Here is a 26,219-nt window from a genome sequence, read left to right on the forward strand (position 1 = left end):
GCAAAGTCAGGAGACTTTGCGGAGCGGAGCAAATTTATATTAAAAACTAAATGAATGAAAACAATATCAAATTTATTTTTAACTATCGCTTTAATTACTTCTTGTTCAGCTCAAAAGCTGAATAACAAAAAGATAGTTGGGAAATATCAATCTAAAAAAGGGAATACTTTTACCGAGCTAGTACTTAGTGCAGATAATACTTTTAATTACAAACAAGTAGCTGGACTCTATAATTCTAAGAGTGAAGGGACTTGGGAATTAAAAGACAAAAATATCGTTTTGATGAGTAATGTTGCTTTTAAAACTGATATGATTGAAGTTTTTGAAGTTGACTCTCAAAAAGAAAGAGAGATTACAATTATTGATGAATCTGGCAAACCTTGTTTTGGTGCTGTAGTTAAAATTAAAAATATTAAAGGAGATGTAACAAAAAAGACAGATAATGGTGGTGTTATTACGTTAGAAAGTGATACAAGCATTAAATCTTTTGAGGTTTATTATTTAGGTGAAAATTATTCTTATTATGCTTTAAAAGATAACTCTTCTTTTGATATAGTACTTTATACTGATAATTTGGATAAAAAGTATTTCGATAATGCAAAAGTCATAATAAAAAAGAATAGTTTAATGTTAGAAGATATTAAATTATTGCAGCTATCCTCGCTCCCCCGATAGCGCGAACGTCTCGCTCGTGCCGTCTCTAATTGTAAAAGCCTAAAAATTGACTACATGAATCGTACTTTATGAAGGACAAAATGCCTAACAGATCCAAAAAAGAAAACCCCACAATCGGTGATCGACTGTGGGGTTTTCGGAGGCATTAATATGCCCAACTACGTATGTTTTATTTGCAAACGATTCGTATTAATTCTTACCAAACAATACGAATTGTAACGGATTACTCTTCTGCCCAAGTATTTTCTGCGGCATCACCTCCCCAAATTAGCGTTGCTAAATATGGGTTATCGATAAACGGGTTTCGGTTTCCTTGTGCGCCTTCGATCACATCATTACGGTTTCTTTCTAGTTCAGAAACAGGATCTTCGGCATTCCATTCTAAGAACAGTGCCAGATTTCCTACCTCATCAAAAGAATCTCCATAATACATATTGATATACATGATAATTCTGGCTACATCTCCACGCCAATCATCTCCTGGATACCAGGTATCGCCATTAATTAATGCATAACCTCCTGATCCGTCTGCAAAAGGATAAGCCAATCGCAGTGTATTTACACCACTATCACATGTTCTTAATACATGTAGATCACTTTTGGATACTTCTGTATTTAATAACGATTGTGGGTAGATATGTTCTGTATTAAATGTCTGTGGACTATGACTATTGTTACCCGAAGTATACTCGCGCTCATCACGGCTCTCTCCGCTATACACCAAAATTACATTATCATCTTCGGCAGGATCTTCATCGGCATCATATAGGTAATCATGTCGATCTCCGTATGATAATTTGGTGGTATGTGCATCATCTGTAAGATCCAATAATTCTTCTAATAATAAATCAGAATCTGCCACAAAAATAACATCATTATAATATGCTGCGATAGCACCAGGAATATCAAAAGATACTTCTTCTAATACGGTAACTGTTACTGTCGCTGTTACACAGGTTGCCGGTGTATCATCATCACAAAGGGTATAAGTAAACGTATCTTCACCTGTATAATCTGTTTGTGGCTCATATGTAATGGTGCCATCAGACTCTAGCGTTACGGTACCCAAAGAAGCTGATGCATCTATAGAAGCAATCTCTGTAACCCCATCAAGTAAGGTATCGTTATCTAATAATGTACTAAAAACGGCGGTTGTATTTTCGCCAGCATTTACGGCGTCATCTACCGCAACTGCATTTCCTTGGTCAATAATGGTAAGTGTTACCGTTGCTGTACCGCAGTAGGTATTTTCTTCGTCGTTACAGACCGTATATGCAAAGCTATCTTCGCCTACAAAATCAGCTGCCGGTGTATACAAAATCGTACCATCTTCATTAAGCACCACAGTACCTGTCGCATCGGTAGCATCAATACTAGAAATCAACATTCCTGTTACCAAGGTAGTATCATTATCTAATAAGGTAGTTATAGTTGTTGGTGTGTCCTCTATCACCTCTATGGTATCATCTGCCGCATCGGGACGTGCAATTTCGATCACTTCGATAGTAACCGTTCCTGTAGCACAATTCGCCGGAAATTGATTATCACACAGCGTATAGGTAAACGTATCTGTACCTATAAATCCTGTTGGAGGTGTATAAGTATACCCATCGTCATTAGCATCAACGGTTCCCTCATTTTCTGTCTCGTCATCAAAAGCAGTGATTCTACCGTATTCATAAATTTCGTCATTGTCAAGCAGGTCTGCCAAAGAAATTGTTATGGCAGTATCCTCCATTGTCGTAAGTTCGTCAGCCACCGCTACTGGTAGTGATACAGTCGATCCATTGTCGTCTGATTGATTCGTAGCATCATCATCAGAATTACATCCTAACAACAAAAGCCCAACCAAACAGTAATATAGTGTCTTTTTCATGATATTGTATATTTTATTTTTAATGAATACCCTTACATACGCATAGGTGTAGTAACCATTATAAAAATAGCCTAACCCCTTTGTAAATACGTCGTAGATACATCACAGTAAAACCTCTTACTAATCCTAGTAAGAGGTTTTTACCTATATATGCTATATGTTTGTGGTAATTTTTTATAGTACGCTACTTTTAATTAAGTATCCAGGCACCATCGGCATCCTTGATTACTTTTAATTCTTCGGTACCGCTAGAACCATTGTACATCGCAAATGTGATCAGATATTTTTGTCCTACTTCGGCAGCAGGATCATTTTTGTCTAATATCAATCCAAAAGCAGTGACTAACATTTCATCGCTCCAGTTAGTGGTTCCTCCATTTCTATTAAAGTTACCAAAGTTATCAAGGTTCCCCGCAGCAGCCTCAAAACCTACTTCTTCTAATAATTCTGCAGCAGCAAATGAATAGTCATCTGTAGTTAAGGTATATAAAATGGTATTATCAGGTACCCAACCGTCAGCTTCTTTACCAAATTGGATGGTCTCTGTAACTACATTATCATATTCTACCCATGCTCCGTCAGTAAGTGTAAACAAATCACCTCTTACTTGCAATCCACCAGCACTTGAAGAATAATACTTATATGCTACGTACATTTGATCTTCTTCAAAAGCAAAAGGGTATTTTGTAGCTAAAAAAGTTGGTACATAGTCAGAAGAAGAAACACTTGAACTAAAGTTGTCATATTGTCCTGGTTGACCACTTCCTTCTCCCATTGCATCATAATCTGCTGCATCAGAAATATAAAATTGATCATCGATTGCTTCCCACTCAGAAGATTCTTCTGAATACGAATAGAACACTCCATATAGATCATATTGTGTTTCTGTCGTCACACCAAAAGGCTTGATAGTAACGTCAAATAGTCTCCACAAAGCAGTATCTCCTTCTGGATAGTCATATACAAAAGCAATATGAATTACTTGATTGCTAAAATCTATTGTTTGGTCACTTCCTTCGATTTCAACCTTAGTCAAATCAAGTTCCTCCGAAGTAATTATATCATAACTATTACCTTCTGGGACAGTAGCAAATTTTATTTTAATCCAATTTGCGGCGCTGTAGTTATCATCTCCGGTATTATAATCCGTAGCGATATAAACATTATTCCCTTCTGCCACATCTTTGAAATTAAGTGTTTGACTTATCGTAAGACCTGCATCACTAACTCCTGATAAATCAATAGCTGGAGAAATAAGCCAATCCTTATTCTCATTTTCACCATTATCAAATCCATTCATTTCTGCATAAAAATCGCCTCTGAAATCGCTATATTCCCATTCTTGATCCTCTCCTGTTTCGTTCTTACTTTCAAAACTATTAAAGTCCTCTTCAATAGAGAAATCTGCAAAATAATAATTCTCAACATCTGCTTTTTCAAAATAACTATATGTTGCTAGGACTACTTCACCATCCTCTGCATCCGTATGGTTTGTAGCGACTAACTCATTTACATACGCTAATGCATCTTCTTCTGCAATTAATTGCTCAAATCCTTCAATATTTTCTTCTTCGTATTCGGCATCACCACTACGTAATCCTAAATAATCATCTAATGTTAGGGCATACGAACTTAACGCATATCCGATATTAACATCAAACGTTACATTTGCAATAGCACCAGCGCCTTTTGTTGGGTATAAATCCTCTAAAAAAGCTGGGATCAAAGCTTCTGCTTCTTCTACAGATGTAAAATATTCATCTTCTAACAAAAGTGCTTCGTAATCCTCTGCAGTTAGGGTATAATCCGTGGTTCCTTGAATCACTGGTGTGATATCACCAATTTCATCCATCGTATCTTCTAAAGGATCACAGGCGGTAAACACCAACCCAAGGATCCCGGTCATTATATACAGTATTTTTTTCATGACGTTGTTTTTTTGTTACTTTTTTTTAAAATTCAAATTTGGCACTGATACTATAGGTTCTCCCAGGACCATACCATACCAAGGCATCTGCCGCAGTGCTTGCTCCCCCATCATCGGCTACATTAATATATTCTGTATTAAATACATTATTCATTCGTAAGGTAATTGTAGTATCAAAAGAACCTACTAAGAAACCGTGTCTTAGACTGGCATCAAATAGGTTGTAATCTGGCACTTTCCAGGGTTGTACGATGCTAGCTCCTTCTGCCGGCTCTTCTGTTCTGTCATTTGGTTCAAAATCTGCATATAGATCTGCGTAATAGTTGTAATCTACAGCAATACTTGTTTTTTCTAACAATTTATAAGTAAGTCCTAATGCAGAGGTTGTTTGTGCAGAACGTCCTACCTTAAGGTCTTTGATATACAAATCTCTAGTCACCACATTTCCTTCTTGATCTAATAATGGGTTTTGATCTACATCAAAGAATCCAGCATCCTCTACATTATCAGCCCAGGTCCAATCTCCTAAAGAAAGCATCCCAGTAATCGTTAACCTCTCAGAAGGTCTGTATACAAAATCTAGTTCTACCCCTTGGTGTAATGCATTTACTCCTTCGGCATTTAAGAAATATTCTACTTCGCCATCTTGCTCTACATCGGTAAACGTTCTGTCATTCCATTGTGTTCTGTATACATTAATGTTCGCATTAAGTTTGCTACTTCTGTATCCATATCCTAGTTCTGCACTAAAAATCTTCTGGTTTTCTGCGTTTTCGTTGATATTCTCGTTATTAAAATTTTGGAATACCGCATCAAAATCTGCTGCTTTCTCAAAATATCCAATATTTGCGAAAACATTGTGATTATCGTCAAGGTTATAATTTGCTCCTCCTTTGATACCATACCCTAAGAAATTGTATGTATCTGTTTCTTGTAATGGGTCACTATCTAAGTAGTTAAAATAATCTACACGTGCGTATGAAGTATTTGACAGGTTTACTGCCATAAATGCTGCTAAATTATCTTGCTCATACTCTAATTGTGCAAATCCTCCTAGCCAATCTACTAATCCGTCGTTATAATAACTGTATTTGTCACCTACTCTTGCAGCTGTATTAGGGTTGTTCTCATCGTCATCAATAAGTGCATAGTTACCTCCTAATAAATCAGTAATTTCTCTAAAATGTATTCCTTTATAGGTACGAACATCTATTCCTCCTGTAAATGATAAATGATCTGTAAAATCATGTTTTAGCGTAGATAATAACCCATACCAATTATGATCATTTCTTGAAGCTCCCAAATAGGCTTCTGCACCCAGTCCTTGTGCACCAAGCTCACGGTTGATAGCGACAATATTATCTAAGTCGATGGGTTGGTCATAATCCCCAAACTTAACATCAAAAAGAGAAGTATCACCAGCTCTTCTTCCTCCTCCTCCTGTTCCCCAGGAAGCATATATAACTGTCGATAGATTCGTGATGTCACTAATGGTCCAATAGTGATTTAAAGAAATCTGTGGTTTGTGATAAAAATTATCTTCTACGAATACTTTTTCTCCGTTTTTGATTCCCCAATCTGGGTTATATCGTATCCCGCTTTCACTGTTTTGGATATCAGCAATGCTACTTTTGTTTTGTCTTTGTCCATGCTGTTGTTTTGCTCCAAAAGCACTAAATGACAATTTGTGATTGTCATTGATCTCCTTAGAGATATTCAAGAAATAATTAAACCCAGAAAAACCAGTTCCGTCTACATATCCATCTCCTGATACTTTTGCTCCTGAGGCTGTTACTGCCCATCCGTTATCCATAAGTCCTGTTGATACAGATGCAGAATATTTCTGATAGTTATTGTTGGCAATAGTAGTCATTACATTTCCTCCTGCTTCTACATCGGTATTTCTTGTTAGTACATTGATTGTACCCCCGATAGCTGGCACAGCTACTTTTACCGCTCCTAATCCTCTCTGTACCTGCATAGCACTGGTTACATCTGATAAACCAGCCCAGTTAGACCAGAATACACGACCGTTTTCCATATCATTAACAGGAATACCATTAATTAATACAGCAACATTTACCGAATTAAATCCTCGAATGGTTACATCGGCGTCTCCAAAACCTCCTCCTGCTCGAGTGGCGTAGATCCCTGGTGTTGATTTAAGAATTTCAGGAAATTCCTGAGTTCCTAATTTTTCTTCGATCACATCTGCTTTTATCGTAGAAACCGCTACTGGCGTTTTTCTATCTACAGCAAATGATGTTTGCGTAATAATAATCTCCTCAAGAGAGTTTCCTAAAGCAAGATTGATACTTCCTAAATCTTGATTTCCATTACTTACGTCATACTTCAATGTGAGACTTTCAAATCCTACATATGAAATGTTAATTTCTCCTGTCGAATTCTCTACCTTTATAGAGAATTTACCGTCAAAATCTGTAGTGGTTCCGTTAGAAGATCCGGTTTCCATAACATTGGCACCCGGCAACGGCGTGCTCGATTCTGAGTCTACTACTGTTCCTGATACAATCCCCTGCGCAATCGTTTCCCCTACGGTTACAATAAGGATTACAAGAAATAAAAATGTAATCTTTTTCATTAATGCTAAATTTTGTTAGTTTGAACGTGCAAATTACGTGAGAATTAACCAACTAAACATTATGAAAACGTTAAGAATTATCCACAAATCCTTCTGTTTTTTCAACAAAAACTGTTTAAATGGAGTCTTCACTAACAATAGTTTAATGAATGTATTGTCACGATTTTAACAATACTTCATGTTTATTTTTAAAAATCCCTTTGAAAATTTATGCAAAATGAAATAAGCCCCAACTTTTCTATACCCTACAGACAGCTATAACCTCTGTAATTTTATTAACAACCGTTTTGTTACAATTTGTTTAAAAAAGAAAACAACAGATATATATACCAGAAGAGCACAAAGAAAACCTCATCATATTAGCCATTTGACAAAAAAAGATAATGGTAATACCAGATAGAGTTATTGGTAAAAAAATAGATTATTTTCTAATCTAAGAACACAACAAACATTAAAGCCTCTTGGTTGAAAACGATCCAAGAAAAATAAAAGAAAAATGCAACTGTAAAAAGACCTACATACTTTCTATATAAACCAGTACTATTATAATAAGGCAAAACTACACTTTAAGATACTGCTGTAATAATGCTTGCGTCGAGGCATCATGCTCTTGAACAACCCCTGCATTAATCTCGCTCAAAATATTAGTTGCTAATTGCTTACCCAACTCTACACCCCATTGATCGTAACTAAAGATGTTCCAGATCACACCTTGAACAAAGATACGCTGCTCATACATAGCAACTAGAGCTCCTAAACTTTTGGGTGTTAATTTATCAATTAAAAGCGTCGTAGTTGGTTTGTTTCCTTCAAAAATTTTGAAAGGTACTAACTCCTCCAATTTTTCTTCAGACAACTCTTTAGACAACAACTCCTGACGAACTTCTGCCTCAGTTTTACCATTCATAAGCGCTTCTGTCTGCGCGAAGAAATTGGCCATAAGTTTATCATGATGATCTTTATCATTAAACAAAGAGTGCTTATACCCTATAAATTCTGCAGGTATTAATTTGGTTCCCTGATGAATTAATTGAAAAAAAGCATGCTGCGCATTCGTTCCTGGTTCTCCCCAAATAATAGTTCCTGTCTGATAGGTTACAGGCTCCCCATTGCGATCTACATACTTACCATTACTCTCCATAATCCCCTGCTGAAGATAGGCTGGCAACCTATGTAAATATTGTGAATAAGGAATAATCGCTTCGCTTTCTGCATTAAAGAAATTATTATACCATACACTTAACAAACTAAGAATCACAGGAATATTTTCATCAAAAGGAGTTTCTCTAAAATGTGTATCCATCTCATAAGCTCCTTCTAATAAAGCTTCAAAATTATCATACCCTACCGAAAGGGCAATCGATAGCCCAACGGCGCTCCATAATGAAAATCGACCCCCTACCCAATCCCACAAAGGGAAAATATTTTCTTTGGCAATACCAAAATTCGTTACATTAGGAATGTTACTCGACACCGCTACAAAATGTTTCCCTACAGCTTGTGTCGGTGCATGTTGAGTAAACCAATGTCTAGCTGTGGTTGCATTTGATAAGGTTTCTTGGGTAGAAAAGGTTTTAGAAACTACCACAAACAATGTGGTTTCGGGATCTAATGTTTTAAGACGCTCATGCACATGATCTCCGTCTACATTAGAAATAAAATGCATCTGCAAATGATTCTTATAGTGCGCAAGTGATTCTGTGATCATTGCAGGACCAAGATCAGAGCCTCCGATGCCAATATTAACGATATCAGTAAACGCCTTATCCGTATAACCTTTTAATTCTCCAGAAATCACCTGATTACAGAATGATTTTATTTTATTTTTTACAACAACTACCTCAGGTATTACATTTTTACCATTCACAGTTACGGTTTGATCCTTAGGTGCTCTTAATGCTGTATGAAGTACTGCTCTATCTTCTGTTTTATTAATAACACTACCGCCAAAATACTGCCCAATAGCTTCTTTAAGTTTTACTTCTTCTGCCAGCTCTAGCAATAGTTTTTTTGTAGTTTCATCTATTCTATTCTTAGAGTAGTCGACATAAAAATCTTGCCATTGAATCGACAACATGTTAGCACGATCTGGTTGCTGTGCAAATAAAGTGGTTAGATGTGTATCTTTTATCGTCTCGAAATGCGATTGCAATGCTTGCCATGCTTTTGTGGTGGTCGGGTTGATAGTTGGTAATCCCATTTTTATAAAATTTCTTGTGGTTCAAAAAGTATACTGTCTAATTCGTTCCTTATTGGCTCTATATGCGTAAAAAATGATGTGCGAAGACTATCTGCTAATGGTTTTGAAGAAGGCAAATCTTGTCGAAATGGATCTACTTGTTTTCCGTTTTTCCAGAAGCGATAACAGACATGTGGCCCTCCTGTATTACCTGTCATCCCAATATATCCGATCACATCTCCTTGTTTCACGTACTCACCCACTTTTACAGCTTGCCTACTCATATGCAAATATTGCGTATCGTAGGTTGCATTGTGTCTAATTTTTACATATTTACCATTTCCTCCTTTGCGTTCTGATTTCGTTACAATCCCATCAGCAGTTGCCAAAATAGGAGTTCCTACCGGAGCTGCAAAGTCAGTTCCTCTATGCGGACGAACTTTATTACCGTAATATCGAATCCTACGCTTAAGATTATATCTCGAAGAAATTCTACTGAATTTTACCGGTGCTGTTAAAAATGCTCTTCGTAAGTTATTAGCCTCTTCGTCAAAATAATCCAACGACTTGTTAATAGAATCATCCATAAACCTAAACGCATATAACGACTTATTTCTATGCTCAAAATAAGATGCTTTTATATGATCAATGCCCGCAGGTATAGTATCATCTATAAACCGCTCTGTGTATATAACTTTAAATCGATCTCCTGCTTGTAATCTTGTAAAATCGATTGTCCAGGCATAAATATCTGCCATGTTATAAGCGACCAAAAAATTAAGATCTAAATCGTCAAAAGTTTGCATCAAGCTACTATTAATAGTACCCGACGCTACTTTTTCGACTAAGGTAACGGGTTTTTTATTTTTTTTGGTGATAATACTGTCTCTAAAATCGATTACCGTGTAATCAATTTTATTGTTTTGATAGATAAATACTTGTGCTTTATCGGTGGTATCTTTAGACTTAAGAAGTGTGTAGGGTTTGCCTGCCTGAATTCTGGCTACATTAAACGAATCTTTGATCTTATTGGTAATCTCAAAAACCTTGCCTCTGCTAATGCCGTGCTCATCCATAATAGCACCAAAACTATCTCCTGGTTTTATCGTGTCTTTTACAACATTAAAATTATTGAGAACATAGCCAAACTCTCTAATAATTACTGGTGCTACCTCTTCCTCTGCTTCCTCAGAGGTCACAACTTGTGCTTTCTTTTTTTCTTCCTTGCATGAAAATGCTACTCCCAAAATTAGTAGCAGATACCCTAACTGTTTCAAACTGACGATTTATGTGTGGTATTAAATTGATGAGTAACCCATTGCTGGCCCCAGTTCTCTTTTTCTTCCTCACTCCATAGATTAGGAAAAAACATAATCCTCTGAAAGCTTGGAGGTAAAAAACTTTTCCAATTTGTTCCTCCTGTTGCCAACACTGCACCTTTTTCTCTATTGAGATATCGATGCGCTGCACCCATATGCATTAATAACCAATTAATATTAACATTGGTATCAAAAGTACGTAATGCTTCGATAAGGTGCACATTATTTTGCTCTTTTTCTGGCAGTTCGTGATATTTATGAAAAATTGTACTGCTTTTTACCTGATTTGCAATACGCATCATCCTAGGAGTATATCGATACTCAAACTGCTTGAGTGTCAATGTTTTTTCTCCTGTTTCTATATCAGTGGCACCAGATTTCCAATAGAGATGTTCAAATACTTCTCCTAATGGATCCTGCTCAGAAAACTCAGCTCTGTCTTTTGTCCCTACAAGGTGAACGAGTGGTGTTGAATATATCTCAATCAAACGAAACTGTACAGATTGAAAACCACTAGCAGGCAAAAGAGACATTCTATATTTAAGAAACTGCTCTTTGTCCATTCCTTTTATCATTACATCAAAAGAGGTAATTAACACCCTAAAATAACGATTCACTCTATTAATTTTGGCCGTAAAAAATGCCGCATTCTGTAACTTATCGTCAATCACCTGCTTTAATTCATGAATAATAAGCTTGAAATACAATTCTGTAATCTGGTGATAGGTAATAAATATTTCTTCATCAGGAAAATGAGTTCTGGGGATCTGCAAACTCAACAACGTATCTAGATGTATATAATCCCAATAGGTCAAATATCGATCGTGTAAAAGACCATCTAAGTAAGACCCCAAATCTTGCCCTGAGTTCTTGAATTTTTTTTCTAATTGCTTTATTTTTTCAGCAATTTCTGGTTTGATAGCTTCACTCATTAATCCATAACTATTTTTAGCGGGTGCTTAAGACCTTTAAACGCATCTAAATCGGCTTTTATAGACCCTACTAATATATCAGCCTTTATTCTTACGGGCATACGATTATCATCATCGCTTACCCAAACGGTCATACTCTCTTCTTCTTCAAAAATCCTACCTTCCTGAACATAAGGCCTAAACATAAGACATCTGATTTTACCCATTTTTGTCTTAATGGTTTCTCGCCCTAGAAACTTTAGCTTAAAACGAAAGTTTTCATTATCAAAAAACATGTTTACAAATTGTTCATCTCCCTTTTTTAATGACGATGTATTAATAGTATTTCGCAAATAATAAAAAGACGAAACCATATCCTGTACATTAGCCTCTATAGGAAAGGTCTTTTTGGTATTATACTTTTTATTAAATACTAATGCTTTCTTTTCCTGATGATCAAAACTAATCTCTATATCCTTGGTATGGCCGCCTTCATTAATATTTCTAATAAACTTATACGGCCGCACTTCATCTTTATCAATATATGTTTCGTAATAATCCTCTACCTTAAAAAACATGCTCAAAAACCCAGATGATTTCCCTTCTCCGATTACATGATGAACAGACTTACCATTAAGTTGCTCTTCTTTTACTGTTAAGGTTGCATAACTTGCAGTAAAAATCCCGTAATGAATTCTAAACTTGAACCACTCTCCAGAATCAAAAGCCTTATGACCTTGTTGCGCTGTGCTGGTCAATGCCGTTAAAATTAAAAAGGTAACTGCTATAAACTTTTTCATAATTAAGGGTATTGTTATTATTTGATAAAGCTTCAATTACAATATCCATTCCAAAAGTACTATATAATGTGAAGACATAAAAATGAATATGACCTCATCACCTAAAAAAATCATGATCTCAAACTCATTTTTGCATAAACCTAGAGAGAAAGAGGTAAAGTACCTCTTATAGCTATCAATAAAAAAGAGAGCCACCACAGCTCTCTTTACTTTTATTAACCAACTAAAAACTTAAATTATAATAATTATTGTTTTAGGAAAGTGGTAACCACTCCACTTATACTACAAAAATGAACTTTTTTTGACAAATCATCAAACGAAAACGTTTTTTTATTATTGATTTTAACAAAAAATTATATTTTTTTGACTTAAAATTACATTTTTCTCAAAGAGAATACTTGTAATTATCTCAATAAAATGCTCATTTAGCACAAGATTTCTGTTATTTCTAAGGAGTTTTACAGTGTACCACGTTGTTCTTGTTCTCTTTCTATTGCCTCAAATAATGCTTTAAAATTACCTTTGCCGAAAGATTGGGCTCCTTTGCGTTGTATAATTTCAAAAAACATGGTAGGTCGATCTAAAACGGGTTTAGTAAAAATCTGAAGCAGATACCCTTCTTCATCTCGATCGATCAAAATCCCAAGTTCTTTGAGCGGTGCTAAATCTTCATCGATCTCACCTACACGATCTAAAACAGTATCATAATAACTTGCCGGGACCGTAAGAAATTCTACTCCTCGTTGTTGTAACGCATCAACAGTCTCAATAATATTATCAGTAGCCAATGCCATATGCTGAACTCCTGCTCCGTTATAAAAATCTATATACTCTTCTATTTGTGATTTTTTTCTACCTTCTGCAGGCTCATTTATCGGAAACTTAATTCGACCATTGCCATTACTCATTACCTTACTCATAAGTGCGGTATATTCGGTAGAAATATCTTTATCATCAAAAGAAACTAACTGGGCAAACCCCATTACGTTTGCATAAAACTCGCACCATTTGTTCATTTCATTCCAACCTACATTACCCACCATATGGTCAATAAATTTTAATCCTACTGATGTTGTTTTATAGGATGGATTAATAGGGACATATCCTGGCAAAAAAGCTCCGTTATAGTTTTTTCGTTCTACAAAAACATGCACGGTTTCACCATATGTATGTATTCCCGAAAACACTACGCGACCATGTTTATCTTCTTCTACTTTGGGCTCTAAATAGGGTTTCGCTCCTCTTTTAACAGTTTCTTCGTAACTTTTGGTAGCATCATCTACCCACAAAGCAACTACTTTTACACCATCACCATGAGCATTGATATGCTTGTTTATTGCTCCATCTGCTTGCAGAGGTGAGGTGAGTACAAATCGTATTTTGTCCTGTTGCATAACATACGAAACACTATCTTTTCGCCCTGTTTCTAATCCCGCATATGCTACGGGTTCGAACCCCCAGGCTGTCTGATAGTAATAAGCTGCTTGCTTAGCATTGCCTACATACAGCTCTACATAATCTGTTCCTAATAATGGTAAAAAATCTTCTGCTTGAGGCACTATTTTTTCTAAATCTTGGGGAGTTATATTTGTTGACATTTGTTTTTAAAATTAGATGGATTAATGAATTTGTCTTGATTTTTTGCCTATACTGGTAATCAACCTATTGCTACAAAACATTACGAACAAAGTTTTTACATACACTTATAGCAATGTCGCTACTTAGGAAACAAAAATCTGGGGCCACATTGTGTTTGTCGAAGCATATCCTATTATCAAAAATTATGAATGTTCAGATATATTGAAACCAACAAAAAAGCTGTACCATAAGGACATTGATAGTCTGATTTAAAAACCTTTGGACTTCTAAAACGAACTAAAACTTAGTTACCACATAGCTCTAAGATGAGTTGTAATATCAATTCTGTAATTTAACATCTTTCTGAATTTTTATCAACTATTTTTGTGCCTCTGCATCACCTATTCTAACCAGGAGGTATAGTACTCATCATCTGCTATTTTTAGCGCCTCTTCTGTTACCATCAAAGGTTTAAAAGTATCAACCATTACAGCCAGTTCGTCGGTTTTGGTTTTACCAATACTTCGCTCTACCGCTCCAGGATGTGGACCATGCGGGATGCCCGCAGGATGCAAAGAGATATGACCAGCGTCAATATCATTCCTACTCATAAAATCACCATCAACATAATACAACACCTCATCACTATCAATATTACTATGGTTGTACGGAGCAGGAATACTGTCGGGATGATAGTCATAAAGTCTCGGTACAAAAGAGCATACTACAAATGCATCTGTCTCAAAAGTTTGGTGTACTGGGGGTGGTTGATGAATTCTTCCTGTTATTGGCTCAAAATCATGTACCGAAAATGCATATGGAAAATTATAACCGTCATACCCAACTACATCAAAAGGATGCGTCGCATACACCATATCAAAAATCTCATCTTGCTTTTTTACTTTTATTAGAAACTCTCCTTTTTCATCATTTGTCTCTAACTCATATGGCGCCCTAAGATCACGCTCACAATAGGGGGAATGCTCTAATAATTGTCCGAACCAATTTCGGTATCTCTTGGGAGTATATATAGGCCTTCGGGATTCTACAATAAACAAACGATTATCAGTTGTATCAAAATCTAGTTTATAAATCGTTCCTCGAGGAATCAAAATATAATCTCCGTACTTAAAATCGATGTTACCCAAATGACTTCGAAACTTACCACTACCGCGATGAACAAAAATGAGTTCATCGGCATCTGTGTTTTTATAAAAATAATCAGATGTAGCTGCTTGTGGTGCAGACAAAATAATAGTTACATCACTGTTGGTTAGTACATTCTTTCTACTGTCTAAATAATCTTTTTCTGCAGGTATTTTAAACCCATGAAAGCGATAGGATTGTATGTTATTGGCAATGGCTACCTTGGGAGCTACAGAATAACTACCTTTTATTTTTTTTACCTGCGTAGGTCTGTGACAATGATATGAATTGGTAGACATCCCATCAAAACCAATGGTGCCAAATAATTGTTCATAGTACAATGAACCATCAGGTTTCCTAAAAATGGTGTGACGCTTGGGTGGTATTTTTCCTAAGGTATGGTAAAAAGGCATGGCATGATTCTTTAAATATTAAGAAATAAACTACTATTAAAACAATATACGGTACATAAACGTAGATCCGCTATTCGGGATTACGCTTAATTAGGTAGTGCAGTGCTTGCAATAAATCTTGCCAAAAGAAAATCATAGTACTACAAATATCGGAAATATTTCTGTAATACTGTCTGTACTTTACATCTGAATCAATAATCTTTTGACTCTTAAAACCAAAAACCAACACTAAAAAACCAGTTACTTTCTTCTATTTCTGGTGAAAAAGAATATTTCACCTCTACAGGACCTAAAAAAGTATCAATCCCATATCCTATAGCATATCCAGAATATTCTGGTGCCTCGAACCATCTTCCTGTACTAAATAGTGTATCTCCTAAATTGGCATAATTAGCTGATAGATTAGCATGATGCTTTTTAAACACTTCATAATCTACAGAAAGTAAAACCTTTGCAAAACTCTGTCCAGTTAATCCCAAAAAATCATATCCATAAAATGGAATAAAATTGTTAATTGTTCTAGCACCATATCCGCCCAAAAGAAAATCTAAGGAGTTAATTGAGAGGTTTCCTATTTTGGCTCCAGCTTCTGCGCTCACATTAAAAGAAAATGCATCTGATAAAGGCACAGCGTATCCTAATTGAGCTTTTATGATTGAAAATTGATCAAAATCTTCTGTAAAATTGGACGAAAAAAGATAGGAATGAATAGTACTATCAAACAAAACACCTTTACTAGGAAAGTATTTATTATCGTAGGTATCTAATTTAATATACCCAAAAGCACTCCAATAATTACTATCATCAAACACAGTTCTTGGAACTTCGTTTTCATCTTCTCCGAAAGTATCAGAAATAATACTAAGCCTCTTATATTCTGCTCCTAATCCTAAAGAAGAAGTTTGTCCTAATAAAGTTTCTGCATAGGCCTGTAAGTTATAATCCTTATAACTCACATTTACAGTATTTATATCTAAATCTGGTAGATCCAAAAATCTTCCTACAAAATCAAAGTCAATATCCTTCTTAAAATTAGTGTATCTAAACTTCAGTCCCGTACTCCAATAAAATCCTTTATCAATATAATAATCCAAACTATACCTTACATTATCTCCTAATGCCAAATCTGCGGATATCACGTCATTATCAAAAAAGAGATTTTTTCTTGTAATATTTATAAGTGCTGCTGTTTGATACAAATCGTCGTAATGCAATGCAAAACGCAATAGCATTTTATTCTCACTTTCTTTTACCTTAAGAGCAAGCTCTTTGCCATCATCTTTATCAATTAACCTATGCGTTACTCGATCAAAATTTCCTGTTGCAGACAAGTTATTAATTCCTTCATTTAACTTTTTGTATGTGGTAACACTGGGTGTTTTTAATTTTAATTTCCCTTTTATGTATGCTCTGGTATATCGTTCAATTCCTGAAATTTTTAAGGTATTAATAATCAAATTTTCTGAGTTTTCAGGAATTTTTGCCGCAGGTGGTTTCGAATTTTGACGTCTTGCAATATGCTGCAATTTCTCATAATTCTTCTTAGCAGCTTCTTCTCCGCTAGCTATAATATCATCAGCACGATCAAATGACATCACAGAAAAATCAGCGATCAATGGAGTAATATAAATATCAGTCTGTGGGATTTTATCTTTCATCGGCTTATTAGTCCTGAAATTACTAATCTGTAACATAATGTTGGTTACTGAATTTAGCTCCTCTTTTGTTAACAAACTATCTTGTACATCTACCCCAATAACGATCTCTGCTCCTTTTTCTCTAATTTCTTTGACCGGATAGTTATTAGAAACACCTCCATCAGTCATAAGGACTCCATTTATTTCTACGGGACTGAAAACAGATGGCAGGGCTCCGCTCGCCGCTACAGCATCTGGCAAATACCCCTTATCGAGAAGAACTTGTTTGCCCGTTTCAATATTTGTAGACATACAAAAAAAAGGAATAGGCAAGTCATTAAAATCCCTTACATCATTCACATGGGCCGTATATCTCGAAAACTGGTTATAGAAATTCTGTCCCTTTGATAAACCGCTAGGCAATCCTATCTTAAACCCATCAAAAGGTAGAGTAATTGCATATTTTTCTGAATCTTCTCGCTCATAAAAGGTTTTGGCATCTCTGGGCAACACATCTTGTATAAAGGTATCAAAATCTACCGATCTAAATATTGAATCTAGAGCAGCGGCATTGTACCCTGAAGCATACAAAGCCCCAACAATGGCTCCCATACTTGTCCCGCCAATATAATCAATGCGCACTCCCGTTTCTTCTATAATCTTAAGAACACCTATATGTGCTAACCCTTTGGCACCACCACCACTTAATACCAAACCAACTTTTACATCTTCCTGATTCGAAGCTATTGCGGTCACACTACTATCACTTGAATTTGTATTTTGATTTCCCTGAGCGTATATTACTTGCGAAAAAAATACCATAAACAGGAACACTATTTTAATCAAAAAAAGCTGTTGTTTACGGTTTATATCCACTGTTAATCCTTTTTAGAAAGATAGTAATTATATATTTTGGTAGCTCGCGATTCTCCAATCACTTCGCTGATATCACTTTTTGAAGCTTCGCGTATTCTTTTTACAGATCTAAAATGCTTTAACAATTCGATTACTGTTTTCTCTCCAATCCCCGGAATAGTCTCTAGCTCTGTATCTAAAGCAGATTTACTCCTTTTTTGTCTATGAAAAGTAATCCCAAATCTATGTGCTTCATTTCGCAGATGTTGTATTACTTTTAGCGATTCTGATTTTTTGTCGAGATATAAAGGTATCGAATCCCCAGGGTAATAAATCTCTTCTAACCTCTTAGCAATGCCTATAATTGTGATTTTCCCTCTCAAATTAAGTGCATCAAGAGCTTTTAATCCCGAAGAAAGCTGGCCTTTTCCTCCATCAACAATAACCAACTGAGGCAATGGCTGCTCTTCTTCTACCAATCGTTTATAACGTCTATATACAACTTCTTCCATAGAAGCAAAATCATTTGCTCCTTCTACTGTTTTTATATTAAACTTTCGATACTCTTTTTTACTTGGTTTTCCGTTCTTAAAAACCACACATGCCGCAACAGGGTGTGTCCCCTGGATGTTTGAATTATCAAAACACTCTATGTGCCTTGGCTCTTCTGGTAAGCGAAGATCCTTTTTCATTTGTGCCATGAGACGTTTTACATGACGATCCGGATCAATAATTTTAATTTGCTTAAATCGTTCTTGCCGATAATATTTTGCGTTACGCAGTGATAAATCTATAATCTTTTTTTTATCTCCTAATTGCGGAATCGTAATTTTAAATCCTGACCCCAAATCAACTTTAAAAGGGACAAAAATTTCTTTTGAGGTAGACCCAAAACGTTGCCGCAATTCTATAATAGCTAATTCTAAAAGCTCCCTATCTGACTCCTCTAATTTCTTCTTAATCTCAATGGTATGAGAACGTATAATCGCACCATAAGATAACTGAAGAAAATTAACATAGCCATATGACTCGTCTGATATAATCGAAAACACATCTACATTACTTATTTTGGGATTAACAACCGTAGATCTGGCCTGATAATTTTCTAATATTTCTATTTTCTCCTTAATTCGTTGGGCATCCTCAAACTCCATTTTACTAGCATGATCCATCATCTGGTTTCTAAAACGTACCAAAGAGTCTTTAAAATTACCTTTCACAATTTGTCGAATAGCCTCGAGATTCTCCATATATTCTTTCTCATCCTGCAAATCCTCACACGGGCCTTTGCAATTTCCCAAATGATACTCAAGACAAACTTTATACTTACCACTATCTATTTTTGATTGAGACAAATCATAAGTGCACGTTCTAAGTTGGTATAACCCTTTAATCAGATCTAATAAGGTATGTACGGTTTTAAAATTAGTATAAGGCCCATAATATTCTGAACCGTCCTTAATTAAGTTTCGTGTAGGAAAAATTCTGGGAAATCTTTCTTTTTTAATACAAATCCAAGGATAGGTTTTATCATCCTTGAGCATTACATTAAATCGTGGTTGGTGTTTTTTTATCAGATTGTTTTCGAGCAAAAGCGCATCCGTTTCTGTTTCTACAACAATATGCCGTATCGAATGAATTTTTTTTACGAGAACCTTTGTCTTATAATTATCATGATTTTTATTAAAATAGGAGGCCACTCTTTTTTTTAAGTTCTTTGCCTTCCCTATATAAAGTAGCATATCATCTTTATCATAATATTGATATACTCCCGGACTTGTGGGTAAAATCTTAACCTGTATTTCTAAAGTAGCTTCTTGCATATTCCGAAAGTAAAGTTAAGGGTTTACCTTAATTGAACTATAATCAAAAGCAGTTTAAATTTTGTTAAACATGATTTATTTCTAAAATAAAACAAATCCTTTATTCTTACCTACAAAGACAACATAAAAGTAACTTTTGTTGCATTAATTCGATTATATAGTAGATTTTCTAATATCGAAAACAAAAAGAAATAGTTATAATTTCTGCTATCATAGGAAATGTGTTCTGTTTTAAAAAAATTAGGATATTATGTTATGCTTCTTGATTTTTATTACATTAGCAACACCAAATATCAATCCTATCATTTGGAAAAGGAAAAGAAAATAATTGGCAGAACTGACAAAGTGGATTTCCCACTTTTGACGTTAGAAGGTATCGATGTAAAAATTGACACAGGCGCCTATACGTCAACTATTCATTGTAGCAACATCAAAGAAATTGAACAAACACTACACTGTCACTTTCTAGACGCTACACATCCAGAATATAATAGTAAAAAATTCACTTTTAAAAACTATGATATCATTGCTGTAAAAAGCAGTAATGGACAAATAGAAGTTCGCTATGCCATCAAGACAAAAGTTAACCTATTTGACAAAAATTATCCTATAACACTTACATTATCTACAAGAGATGACATGCGCTTTCCTGTTCTTATCGGACGTAAGTTTTTAAGCGGGAAATTTGTAGTCGACCCACAATTAGAAAATCAGTCTTATAATCAACACGTGCAATGAACATAAAAATCTTGTCGCGAAGTTCAAGTTTGTATTCTACCAATGCTCTGGTACAAGCAGCCGTAAAGCGTAAACACAATGTGCAAGTTATCGATCCCCTTAATTGTGATATCGTTATCGAAAAGAAAAAACCGGAAATCTATTATAAGGGCAAAAAATTAGATCACGTAGATGCGGTCATCCCAAGAATAGGGTCCTCTATTACTTTTTACGGAACAGCAGTCGTTCGACAGTTTGAGATGATGAATGTTTTTACCACCGTTCAATCTCAAGCACTGGTACAATCAAGAGATAAATTGCGAAGCTTACAAATACTATCCAAAGCGGGACTAGGACTTCCTAAAACGGTATTTACTAATTATTCTAAAGACGTTTCTGAAGTAATATCCCATGTAGGAGGAGCACCATTAATCATTAAATTATTAGAAGGAACCCAAGGATTAGGAGTCGTACTTGCCGAAACAAAAACGGCAGCCGAATCTGTTCTAGAAGCTTTTAATGGTTTACAAGCAAGAGTGATTGTACAGGAGTATGTAAAAGAAGCAAAAGGCGCAGATGTTCGTGCTCTTGTTGTTGATGGACAAGTAGTCGGAGCTATGAAAAGACAGGGAAAAGAAGGTGAATTTAGATCAAATTTACATCGAGGAGGCACAGCTTCAATTATTTCGTTATCCGACGAAGAAGAAAATGCCGCCATAAAAGCCGTGAGAGCTCTCAAACTTGGTGTTGCTGGTGTAGATATGTTACAAAGCGAAAGGGGGCCTCTAATCCTCGAAGTAAATTCTTCTCCGGGATTAGAAGGAATAGAAACCGCCACAGGAAAAGACATTGCAAAAACAATCATTAGATATATCGAAAGAAGTATATAAAACCATATGTCAAAAACCTCATCAAAAAACATACTTACTATTCTGGGTACAGAAGTACCATTAGGCACAAGTACGACTATTAACTTTAATATTGCCAAATTATATACGTCTACCAAAGTAGAAATACCCATCATTATTGAGCGTTCTAACACCGCTGGACCTACCATCCTTATTACTGCAGGTATTCATGGAGATGAGATAAACGGAGTAGAAATCGTACGGCAAATCATTGCAAAAAAAATTAATAAGCCTGTAAAAGGAAGTATTATCTGTATTCCTGTGCTTAATGTATTTGGTTTTTTGAATATGGATCGTTTTTTTCCGGATGGTAGAGATCTTAATCGTGTTTTTCCTGGTAGTAAAAATGGTTCTTTGGCAAGTCGTTTTGCCTACCAATTTATAACAGAAATTTTGCCCGTAGCAGACTTTTGTCTGGATTTTCATACAGGAGGAGGCAGTAGATTTAATGCCCCTCATATTCGTGTGGATCCATCGAATCAAAAACTAATAACGCTAGCCAAAGTTTTTAATGCCCCATTTACACTACTATCTAAAAACTTAAAAGGTTCTTATCGTGCCATATGTGCCAAAAAAGAAATAGACATTCTACTATTCGAAGGAGGTAAATCACAAAGTAATAGCAAAGAAATTGCAAAAGAAGGAGTTCTAGGTACTATGCGTATCTTACAACATTTTGAAATGTTGCATCCAGATTTTGAAATACTACTGCCCGAAAAAGACAGCCTCGTTGTTTCAAAAAGCTCTTGGTTAAGGGCAAAACACAGTGGTTTATTACATATCAAAACGTGTATTGGCAACTACGTTGAGAAAGGAGAAGCCTTAGCAAGTATTACAGACCCATACGGCAAGATGAGACATCTCGAAAAAGCGCCGAATAACGGATATATTATTAATGTCAATGAATCCCCAATCGTGTACAAAGGCGATGCTATTTTTAGGATCAGTAATGAATTGTTATATGAATAAAAAAGCACTTAGAGTCAAATATAAAAAATTGAGGTCGGATCTAAATCCAACAAAAATAGAAGACCTAAGTATCGACATTGCAAATCAATTACTACAATTACCTATTTGGGATAAATCATATTATCACATTTTCTTACCAATTAATAAACAGAAAGAAGTAGATACAGAATATATTTTAAACATTTTGCAGGGTAAGGATAAAAATATCATCCTTTCGAAAAGCAATTTTGACGATCATAGTTTACAACATTTCTTATTAACAGACACTACAGTATTGAAGGTTAATGCTATCGGAATTCCAGAGCCTGAAAACGGAATTCCAGTTCCGGAAAACATGATAGAAGTTGTCTTTGTGCCCCTCTTAGCTTTTGATCAACAAGGAAATAGAGTAGGGTATGGTCAAGGATTTTATGATCAGTTTTTAGGAAAGTGTTCTGCTCACACTATCAAAATTGGACTTTCTTTTTTTTCTGCAGAAGAAATCATTACAGATGTAATAAGTACAGACATTGCGTTGGATTTTTGTGTTACGCCTATAGAAACGTATACATTCAAGAAATAATACAAATGTATTATTACAAAACTCTTGTCTTTTTCTTGTACCAAACGAAAATGAGCAAGAATATTAGTAAAACTGCACAACCGAGAATCCAATATATACTACTATTAGCATCTCTAAACTCTACAGGAGACACATCACCAACCAAATAAAATCCGCCCCAATAAAAAGGATGTGTTCTATTTATATCTGCGTTGTTTAAATATTGAATTTTTGCTTGCTGTAACGCTTCTCCTTTATGCATTCCTTTTTTTAGATTCTTGTAGAAATATTTCATCAATTCTGGAGTTGTTTGGTCAGACACTTCCCAACTACTCAGCAACAAACTTTTAGTTCCTGCATACTGAAATGCATTACCTAAACTCATAATCCCCTCTCCTTTTGCTATTTTACCACTACCCGTATTACATGCACTAAGCACAGTTAATTCTGCCGGAATATTAAGTGCAAATAACTCATGACTGTATAGCACGTTGTCTTCTATAGTATCTTTATTCTTTGTAAAATATAGTTTAGAATTTTCAGGATGTTCATTATCCACTTCTCCATGTAAAGCTAAGTGCAAAATATTATATTGTTTGGCTTCTTTCTTAAAATTTCGCTCCACCGCCTCTGAGCCATAATAATAGGCCCCATCAACAATATCTGCAATGGCTTTTATTTCCTTGCGAGTTCCTGGTAAATCAATGTTAGATTTTCTAAGAGAAGCCAGAGGAATTGTTCTTGTATCGGTTGTAAGCGTACTATCCGAAAAAGAGAAAGCAAGGCATTCTCCTTTTTTAGTAAATGCATCGATTGCATTGAGATCTTTAGAAAACAATAATGTGGCAGAATTTGCATATGTAATCACATACTCTTTTAACAAATACGACAACATCGTTGGGTTATTTGTAGCATTCTGTTCGCTTAACAATAAATCAAAATTAAGATGCCACAAAGGGCCATCTGGGATGATTACCAATTCATTGCCCACTAGCTCATCTTTTATAGGAGCGATTAACTCTTTATACAATTGATATGCCTGTTTCTTATATGTTCTGACATCTTTCTTGATAATCAAAGTCTTTATATCTTCTATCTTTTCACTTAATCTTTCTACAACCAGTTCTTTTACCGACATTTTGTTTTTTGAAATGGTAAAAGCATACGTTATACTATCGGTTGTGAAAAATTCGAGCAGTGTTGTTTTCTCATCTAATTTTTCTTGAATCTCTTGTACAGAAATAACACTGTCCTGATATTTTAATTTATGGTATTTTGGATAGTTTTTTTCTAATACTTCTTTTAAAGAATCTTGTTTTCTGGAAATATCAAACAACTTACTCTCATAAGAAATGAGCTTACTACTGTCGGCACTTTTATTAAAATGCACTTCAGACAATTTAGATCTATAATAGGCACGTTCGATTTTTAAATCATATTCTAATTGTGATAGTTCTGGAGATAATTCTGTAGTTTTTTTGGTCTCGCTAATATTTAAAAATTCTTTTAGCGTATTAGACTTACTCTTTTCTGAAAACCTAAAAGCTTGATGTAGATTCTGGTAGTTTTTTTCTAATTCAAAAAGAGACAGTTGAGCCTTAATTACTCCTTCATACAAACTCTTTGCCGTCTTAGAAAAATTTAATTTATCATTGTATTTATTTAAATCTTGTCTTATAATACTGATAAGATCATTTGCTTCTTGATAACTAGTTAAACAATTTTTCAAAAAAATTAATTCACTACTTTCACTATATAAATCATAAAACGTTCGACCTGTATAATTTAATAAACGTAGCCTAAAAAACGCATTTAAATTTTGCGCTGATTCATTATTATCACCTACAGCGTTTTTTAAAAATTTACTATCAATTTGTTCTGCATTTTCAAAATGGAACAATGCTTCTTCAAGTTCTTTTTTTTGGAAATAGGTTTTTCCTATTTTATAATGGATATTGGATACATTACTATTACTTTCTATTTTTAAGTTTTCAGCAATAACCAAAGCCTTATTATAATATAATAAAGCCTCATCATACTTATGTTGCTTCGCAAATAAATCCCCAAGCCTTTGGTTGATAATCCCTACCCTAACACTTTTTTCACCTAATACTTTTGTACAAATTCTTAAAGTCTTATTTAAAAGGTTGAAAGATTTATCAAAGAATCCTTTTTCCGAGTAAATCTCAGACAAAACTAAGTAACATCTTGTTAGCTCAAAATAGTCTTTTCCAAAACGTTGCTCCCCCATGAAAATAAGTTTTTCGAGAGACTTAAGTGCAATATCGGGTTTCCCAATATTTACATTTATTAACGCAATATTATACTTTGCCACAAAGAAAAAGATTTTATTTTCACCTAAATTACTTAACACCTTTTTATAGTACCCTAATGCCTCGTCGTATCTTTCTAAAAACAGACAAACAATCCCCATATTATTATAATATATTAAAGGATTATCTAATTGACTGACGAATTTGGTTTTTACTTTTTTCATGTAATAAAAACCTCTGGAATATTCCTTATTAACAAAATAAACACTTCCAATTATATTATAGAATTTAACCGTTTCAATATGATCTTCTCCAAATTTCTTTTTACTCAATTCTACTCCTTTTTCTAACTGAAAAAGTGCTAAATCATCTCTTTTCATTGCATTATATATCAATGCGCGTCTCCTCAAAGAAGGGAAAATTTCAAAATGATCTTCTCCAAATTTCTTAATTCTAACATCAATACTTAAATTCAAATTATTTAAAGCCTTCTCAAACTCTCCTTTTTTTTCATAAACCGAGGACAAACTAGCATATGAATCAGCTATCAACAAATGATCCTCAGTAAGAATTTGTTTTTTTATTTCTAAAGACTTTGTATACAACTCAAGAGCTTTTGGGTAATCTAACTTTATGTGTTCTTTGAATTCTCCTAATTTACCTAGAGCTATTGCTTTTTCAACAGTAAGTGCAGGAAGATGGTTATGACATATTTCTAATGCCTTTTTTGTTTGTAAAACAGCCCCATCAAAATCTTCGAGATCCCATAGGTTATCAGAAATCGTATTATAACAATGTGCAATTCGCTTCCACGATTTAGCCTTTTTATAGATAGGAATTGCTTTTTCTAAATATACATTCGCGCTATCTCGTTTTTTATCAAAAGTCAAAGAATTGGCTTTTTGATAATATTGAAAAGCCAGGATTGTATCCTTAGCATTTTGTGCAATACCAATAGTAATACACGTAAAAAAAAGAAAAATAACTATAGTAAAAGGTTTCATGCGGTTGCTATTTGTAAGAGATAGCATAAAGATATTCCAAAATCACAAGACGATTGAGATTTGAAT

17 protein-coding genes are annotated in these 26,219 nt (G+C 34.8%); 5 read left to right on the forward strand and 12 right to left on the reverse strand.

Annotated features, from left to right (window positions below; all coding sequences use genetic code 11):
- The first annotated feature begins 54 nt into the window (after window positions 1-54).
- Window positions 55-675: a hypothetical protein gene (locus tag DZ60_RS0112725; protein ID WP_025742451.1), complete on the forward strand. Its 621-nt coding sequence runs from the start codon at window positions 55-57 to the stop codon at window positions 673-675.
- 223 nt (window positions 676-898) lie between these two features.
- On the opposite strand, the gene DZ60_RS0112730 is transcribed toward DZ60_RS0112725, so the two are convergent.
- The 11 genes from DZ60_RS0112730 to uvrC all read right to left on the reverse strand — a co-directional run bounded on the left by DZ60_RS0112730 (window position 899) and on the right by uvrC (window position 19,741).
- Complete coding sequence (locus tag DZ60_RS0112730) at window positions 899-2,551, reverse strand: Ig-like domain-containing protein (protein ID WP_025742452.1); 1,653 nt, start codon at window positions 2,549-2,551, stop codon at window positions 899-901.
- A gap of 190 nt (window positions 2,552-2,741) precedes the next feature.
- Window positions 2,742-4,478 (reverse strand): hypothetical protein, encoded by a 1,737-nt coding sequence (locus tag DZ60_RS0112735; RefSeq protein WP_025742453.1) that lies wholly within the window; start codon window positions 4,476-4,478, stop codon window positions 2,742-2,744.
- Window positions 4,479-4,503: 25 nt separating this feature from the next.
- On the reverse strand, window positions 4,504-7,080 hold the full coding sequence (locus DZ60_RS0112740) for a TonB-dependent receptor (protein ID WP_025742454.1): 2,577 nt from the start codon (window positions 7,078-7,080) through the stop codon (window positions 4,504-4,506).
- 559 nt (window positions 7,081-7,639) lie between these two features.
- Window positions 7,640-9,280: a glucose-6-phosphate isomerase gene (pgi, locus tag DZ60_RS0112745; protein WP_025742455.1), complete on the reverse strand. Its 1,641-nt coding sequence runs from the start codon at window positions 9,278-9,280 to the stop codon at window positions 7,640-7,642.
- A 2-nt stretch (window positions 9,281-9,282) separates the two neighbouring features.
- Window positions 9,283-10,536 carry a peptidoglycan DD-metalloendopeptidase family protein gene (locus DZ60_RS0112750; protein ID WP_025742456.1) on the reverse strand — a complete coding sequence of 418 codons (1,254 nt, stop codon included), beginning with the start codon at window positions 10,534-10,536 and terminating at the stop codon, window positions 9,283-9,285.
- On the reverse strand, window positions 10,533-11,510 hold the full coding sequence (locus DZ60_RS0112755; RefSeq protein WP_025742457.1) for a tryptophan 2,3-dioxygenase family protein: 978 nt from the start codon (window positions 11,508-11,510) through the stop codon (window positions 10,533-10,535). The genes DZ60_RS0112750 and DZ60_RS0112755 overlap by 4 nt, the downstream gene beginning before the upstream one ends.
- Entirely contained in the window at window positions 11,510-12,289 is a 780-nt protein-coding gene (locus tag DZ60_RS0112760) for a DUF3108 domain-containing protein (protein WP_025742458.1), read from the reverse strand. Before DZ60_RS0112760 ends, DZ60_RS0112755 begins: the two co-directional genes overlap by 1 nt.
- A gap of 458 nt (window positions 12,290-12,747) precedes the next feature.
- The gene (gene hppD, locus DZ60_RS0112765; RefSeq protein ID WP_025742459.1) at window positions 12,748-13,887 is read right to left on the reverse strand and encodes a 4-hydroxyphenylpyruvate dioxygenase; all 1,140 of its coding nucleotides are present in this window, start codon (window positions 13,885-13,887) and stop codon (window positions 12,748-12,750) included.
- A 381-nt stretch (window positions 13,888-14,268) separates the two neighbouring features.
- Window positions 14,269-15,426 carry a homogentisate 1,2-dioxygenase gene (locus DZ60_RS0112770; protein ID WP_025742460.1) on the reverse strand — a complete coding sequence of 386 codons (1,158 nt, stop codon included), beginning with the start codon at window positions 15,424-15,426 and terminating at the stop codon, window positions 14,269-14,271.
- Between the two features lie 209 nt (window positions 15,427-15,635).
- Entirely contained in the window at window positions 15,636-17,885 is a 2,250-nt protein-coding gene (locus DZ60_RS0112775) for a patatin-like phospholipase family protein (RefSeq protein WP_025742461.1), read from the reverse strand.
- Between the two features lie 56 nt (window positions 17,886-17,941).
- Window positions 17,942-19,741 carry an excinuclease ABC subunit UvrC gene (gene uvrC, locus DZ60_RS0112780; RefSeq protein ID WP_025742462.1) on the reverse strand — a complete coding sequence of 600 codons (1,800 nt, stop codon included), beginning with the start codon at window positions 19,739-19,741 and terminating at the stop codon, window positions 17,942-17,944.
- A gap of 255 nt (window positions 19,742-19,996) precedes the next feature.
- Between uvrC and DZ60_RS23045 the strand changes: the two genes are divergently transcribed.
- The 4 genes from DZ60_RS23045 to DZ60_RS0112800 are packed head-to-tail and all read left to right on the forward strand — an operon-like array spanning window position 19,997 to window position 22,897.
- Complete coding sequence (locus DZ60_RS23045; RefSeq protein WP_051477649.1) at window positions 19,997-20,479, forward strand: ATP-dependent zinc protease family protein; 483 nt, start codon at window positions 19,997-19,999, stop codon at window positions 20,477-20,479.
- Window positions 20,476-21,348, forward strand: a complete 873-nt coding sequence (rimK, locus tag DZ60_RS0112790; protein WP_025742463.1) for a 30S ribosomal protein S6--L-glutamate ligase — start codon at window positions 20,476-20,478, stop codon at window positions 21,346-21,348. The genes DZ60_RS23045 and rimK overlap by 4 nt, the downstream gene beginning before the upstream one ends.
- A 6-nt stretch (window positions 21,349-21,354) precedes the next feature.
- Window positions 21,355-22,335, forward strand: coding sequence for a succinylglutamate desuccinylase/aspartoacylase family protein (locus DZ60_RS0112795; RefSeq protein WP_025742464.1), 981 nt, complete (start codon window positions 21,355-21,357; stop codon window positions 22,333-22,335).
- On the forward strand, window positions 22,328-22,897 hold the full coding sequence (locus tag DZ60_RS0112800; protein WP_025742465.1) for a 5-formyltetrahydrofolate cyclo-ligase: 570 nt from the start codon (window positions 22,328-22,330) through the stop codon (window positions 22,895-22,897). The genes DZ60_RS0112795 and DZ60_RS0112800 overlap by 8 nt, the downstream gene beginning before the upstream one ends.
- Window positions 22,898-22,910: 13 nt before the next feature.
- Here the strand turns inward: DZ60_RS0112800 and DZ60_RS0112805 are convergent, their stop codons facing one another.
- Window positions 22,911-26,153 carry a CHAT domain-containing protein gene (locus tag DZ60_RS0112805; protein WP_025742466.1) on the reverse strand — a complete coding sequence of 1,081 codons (3,243 nt, stop codon included), beginning with the start codon at window positions 26,151-26,153 and terminating at the stop codon, window positions 22,911-22,913.
- Window positions 26,154-26,219: the final 66 nt, after the last annotated feature.

The sequence above is a fragment of the Aquimarina pacifica genome, from assembly GCF_000520955.1.
Classification (GTDB): Bacteria; Bacteroidota; Bacteroidia; order Flavobacteriales; family Flavobacteriaceae; genus Aquimarina; species Aquimarina pacifica.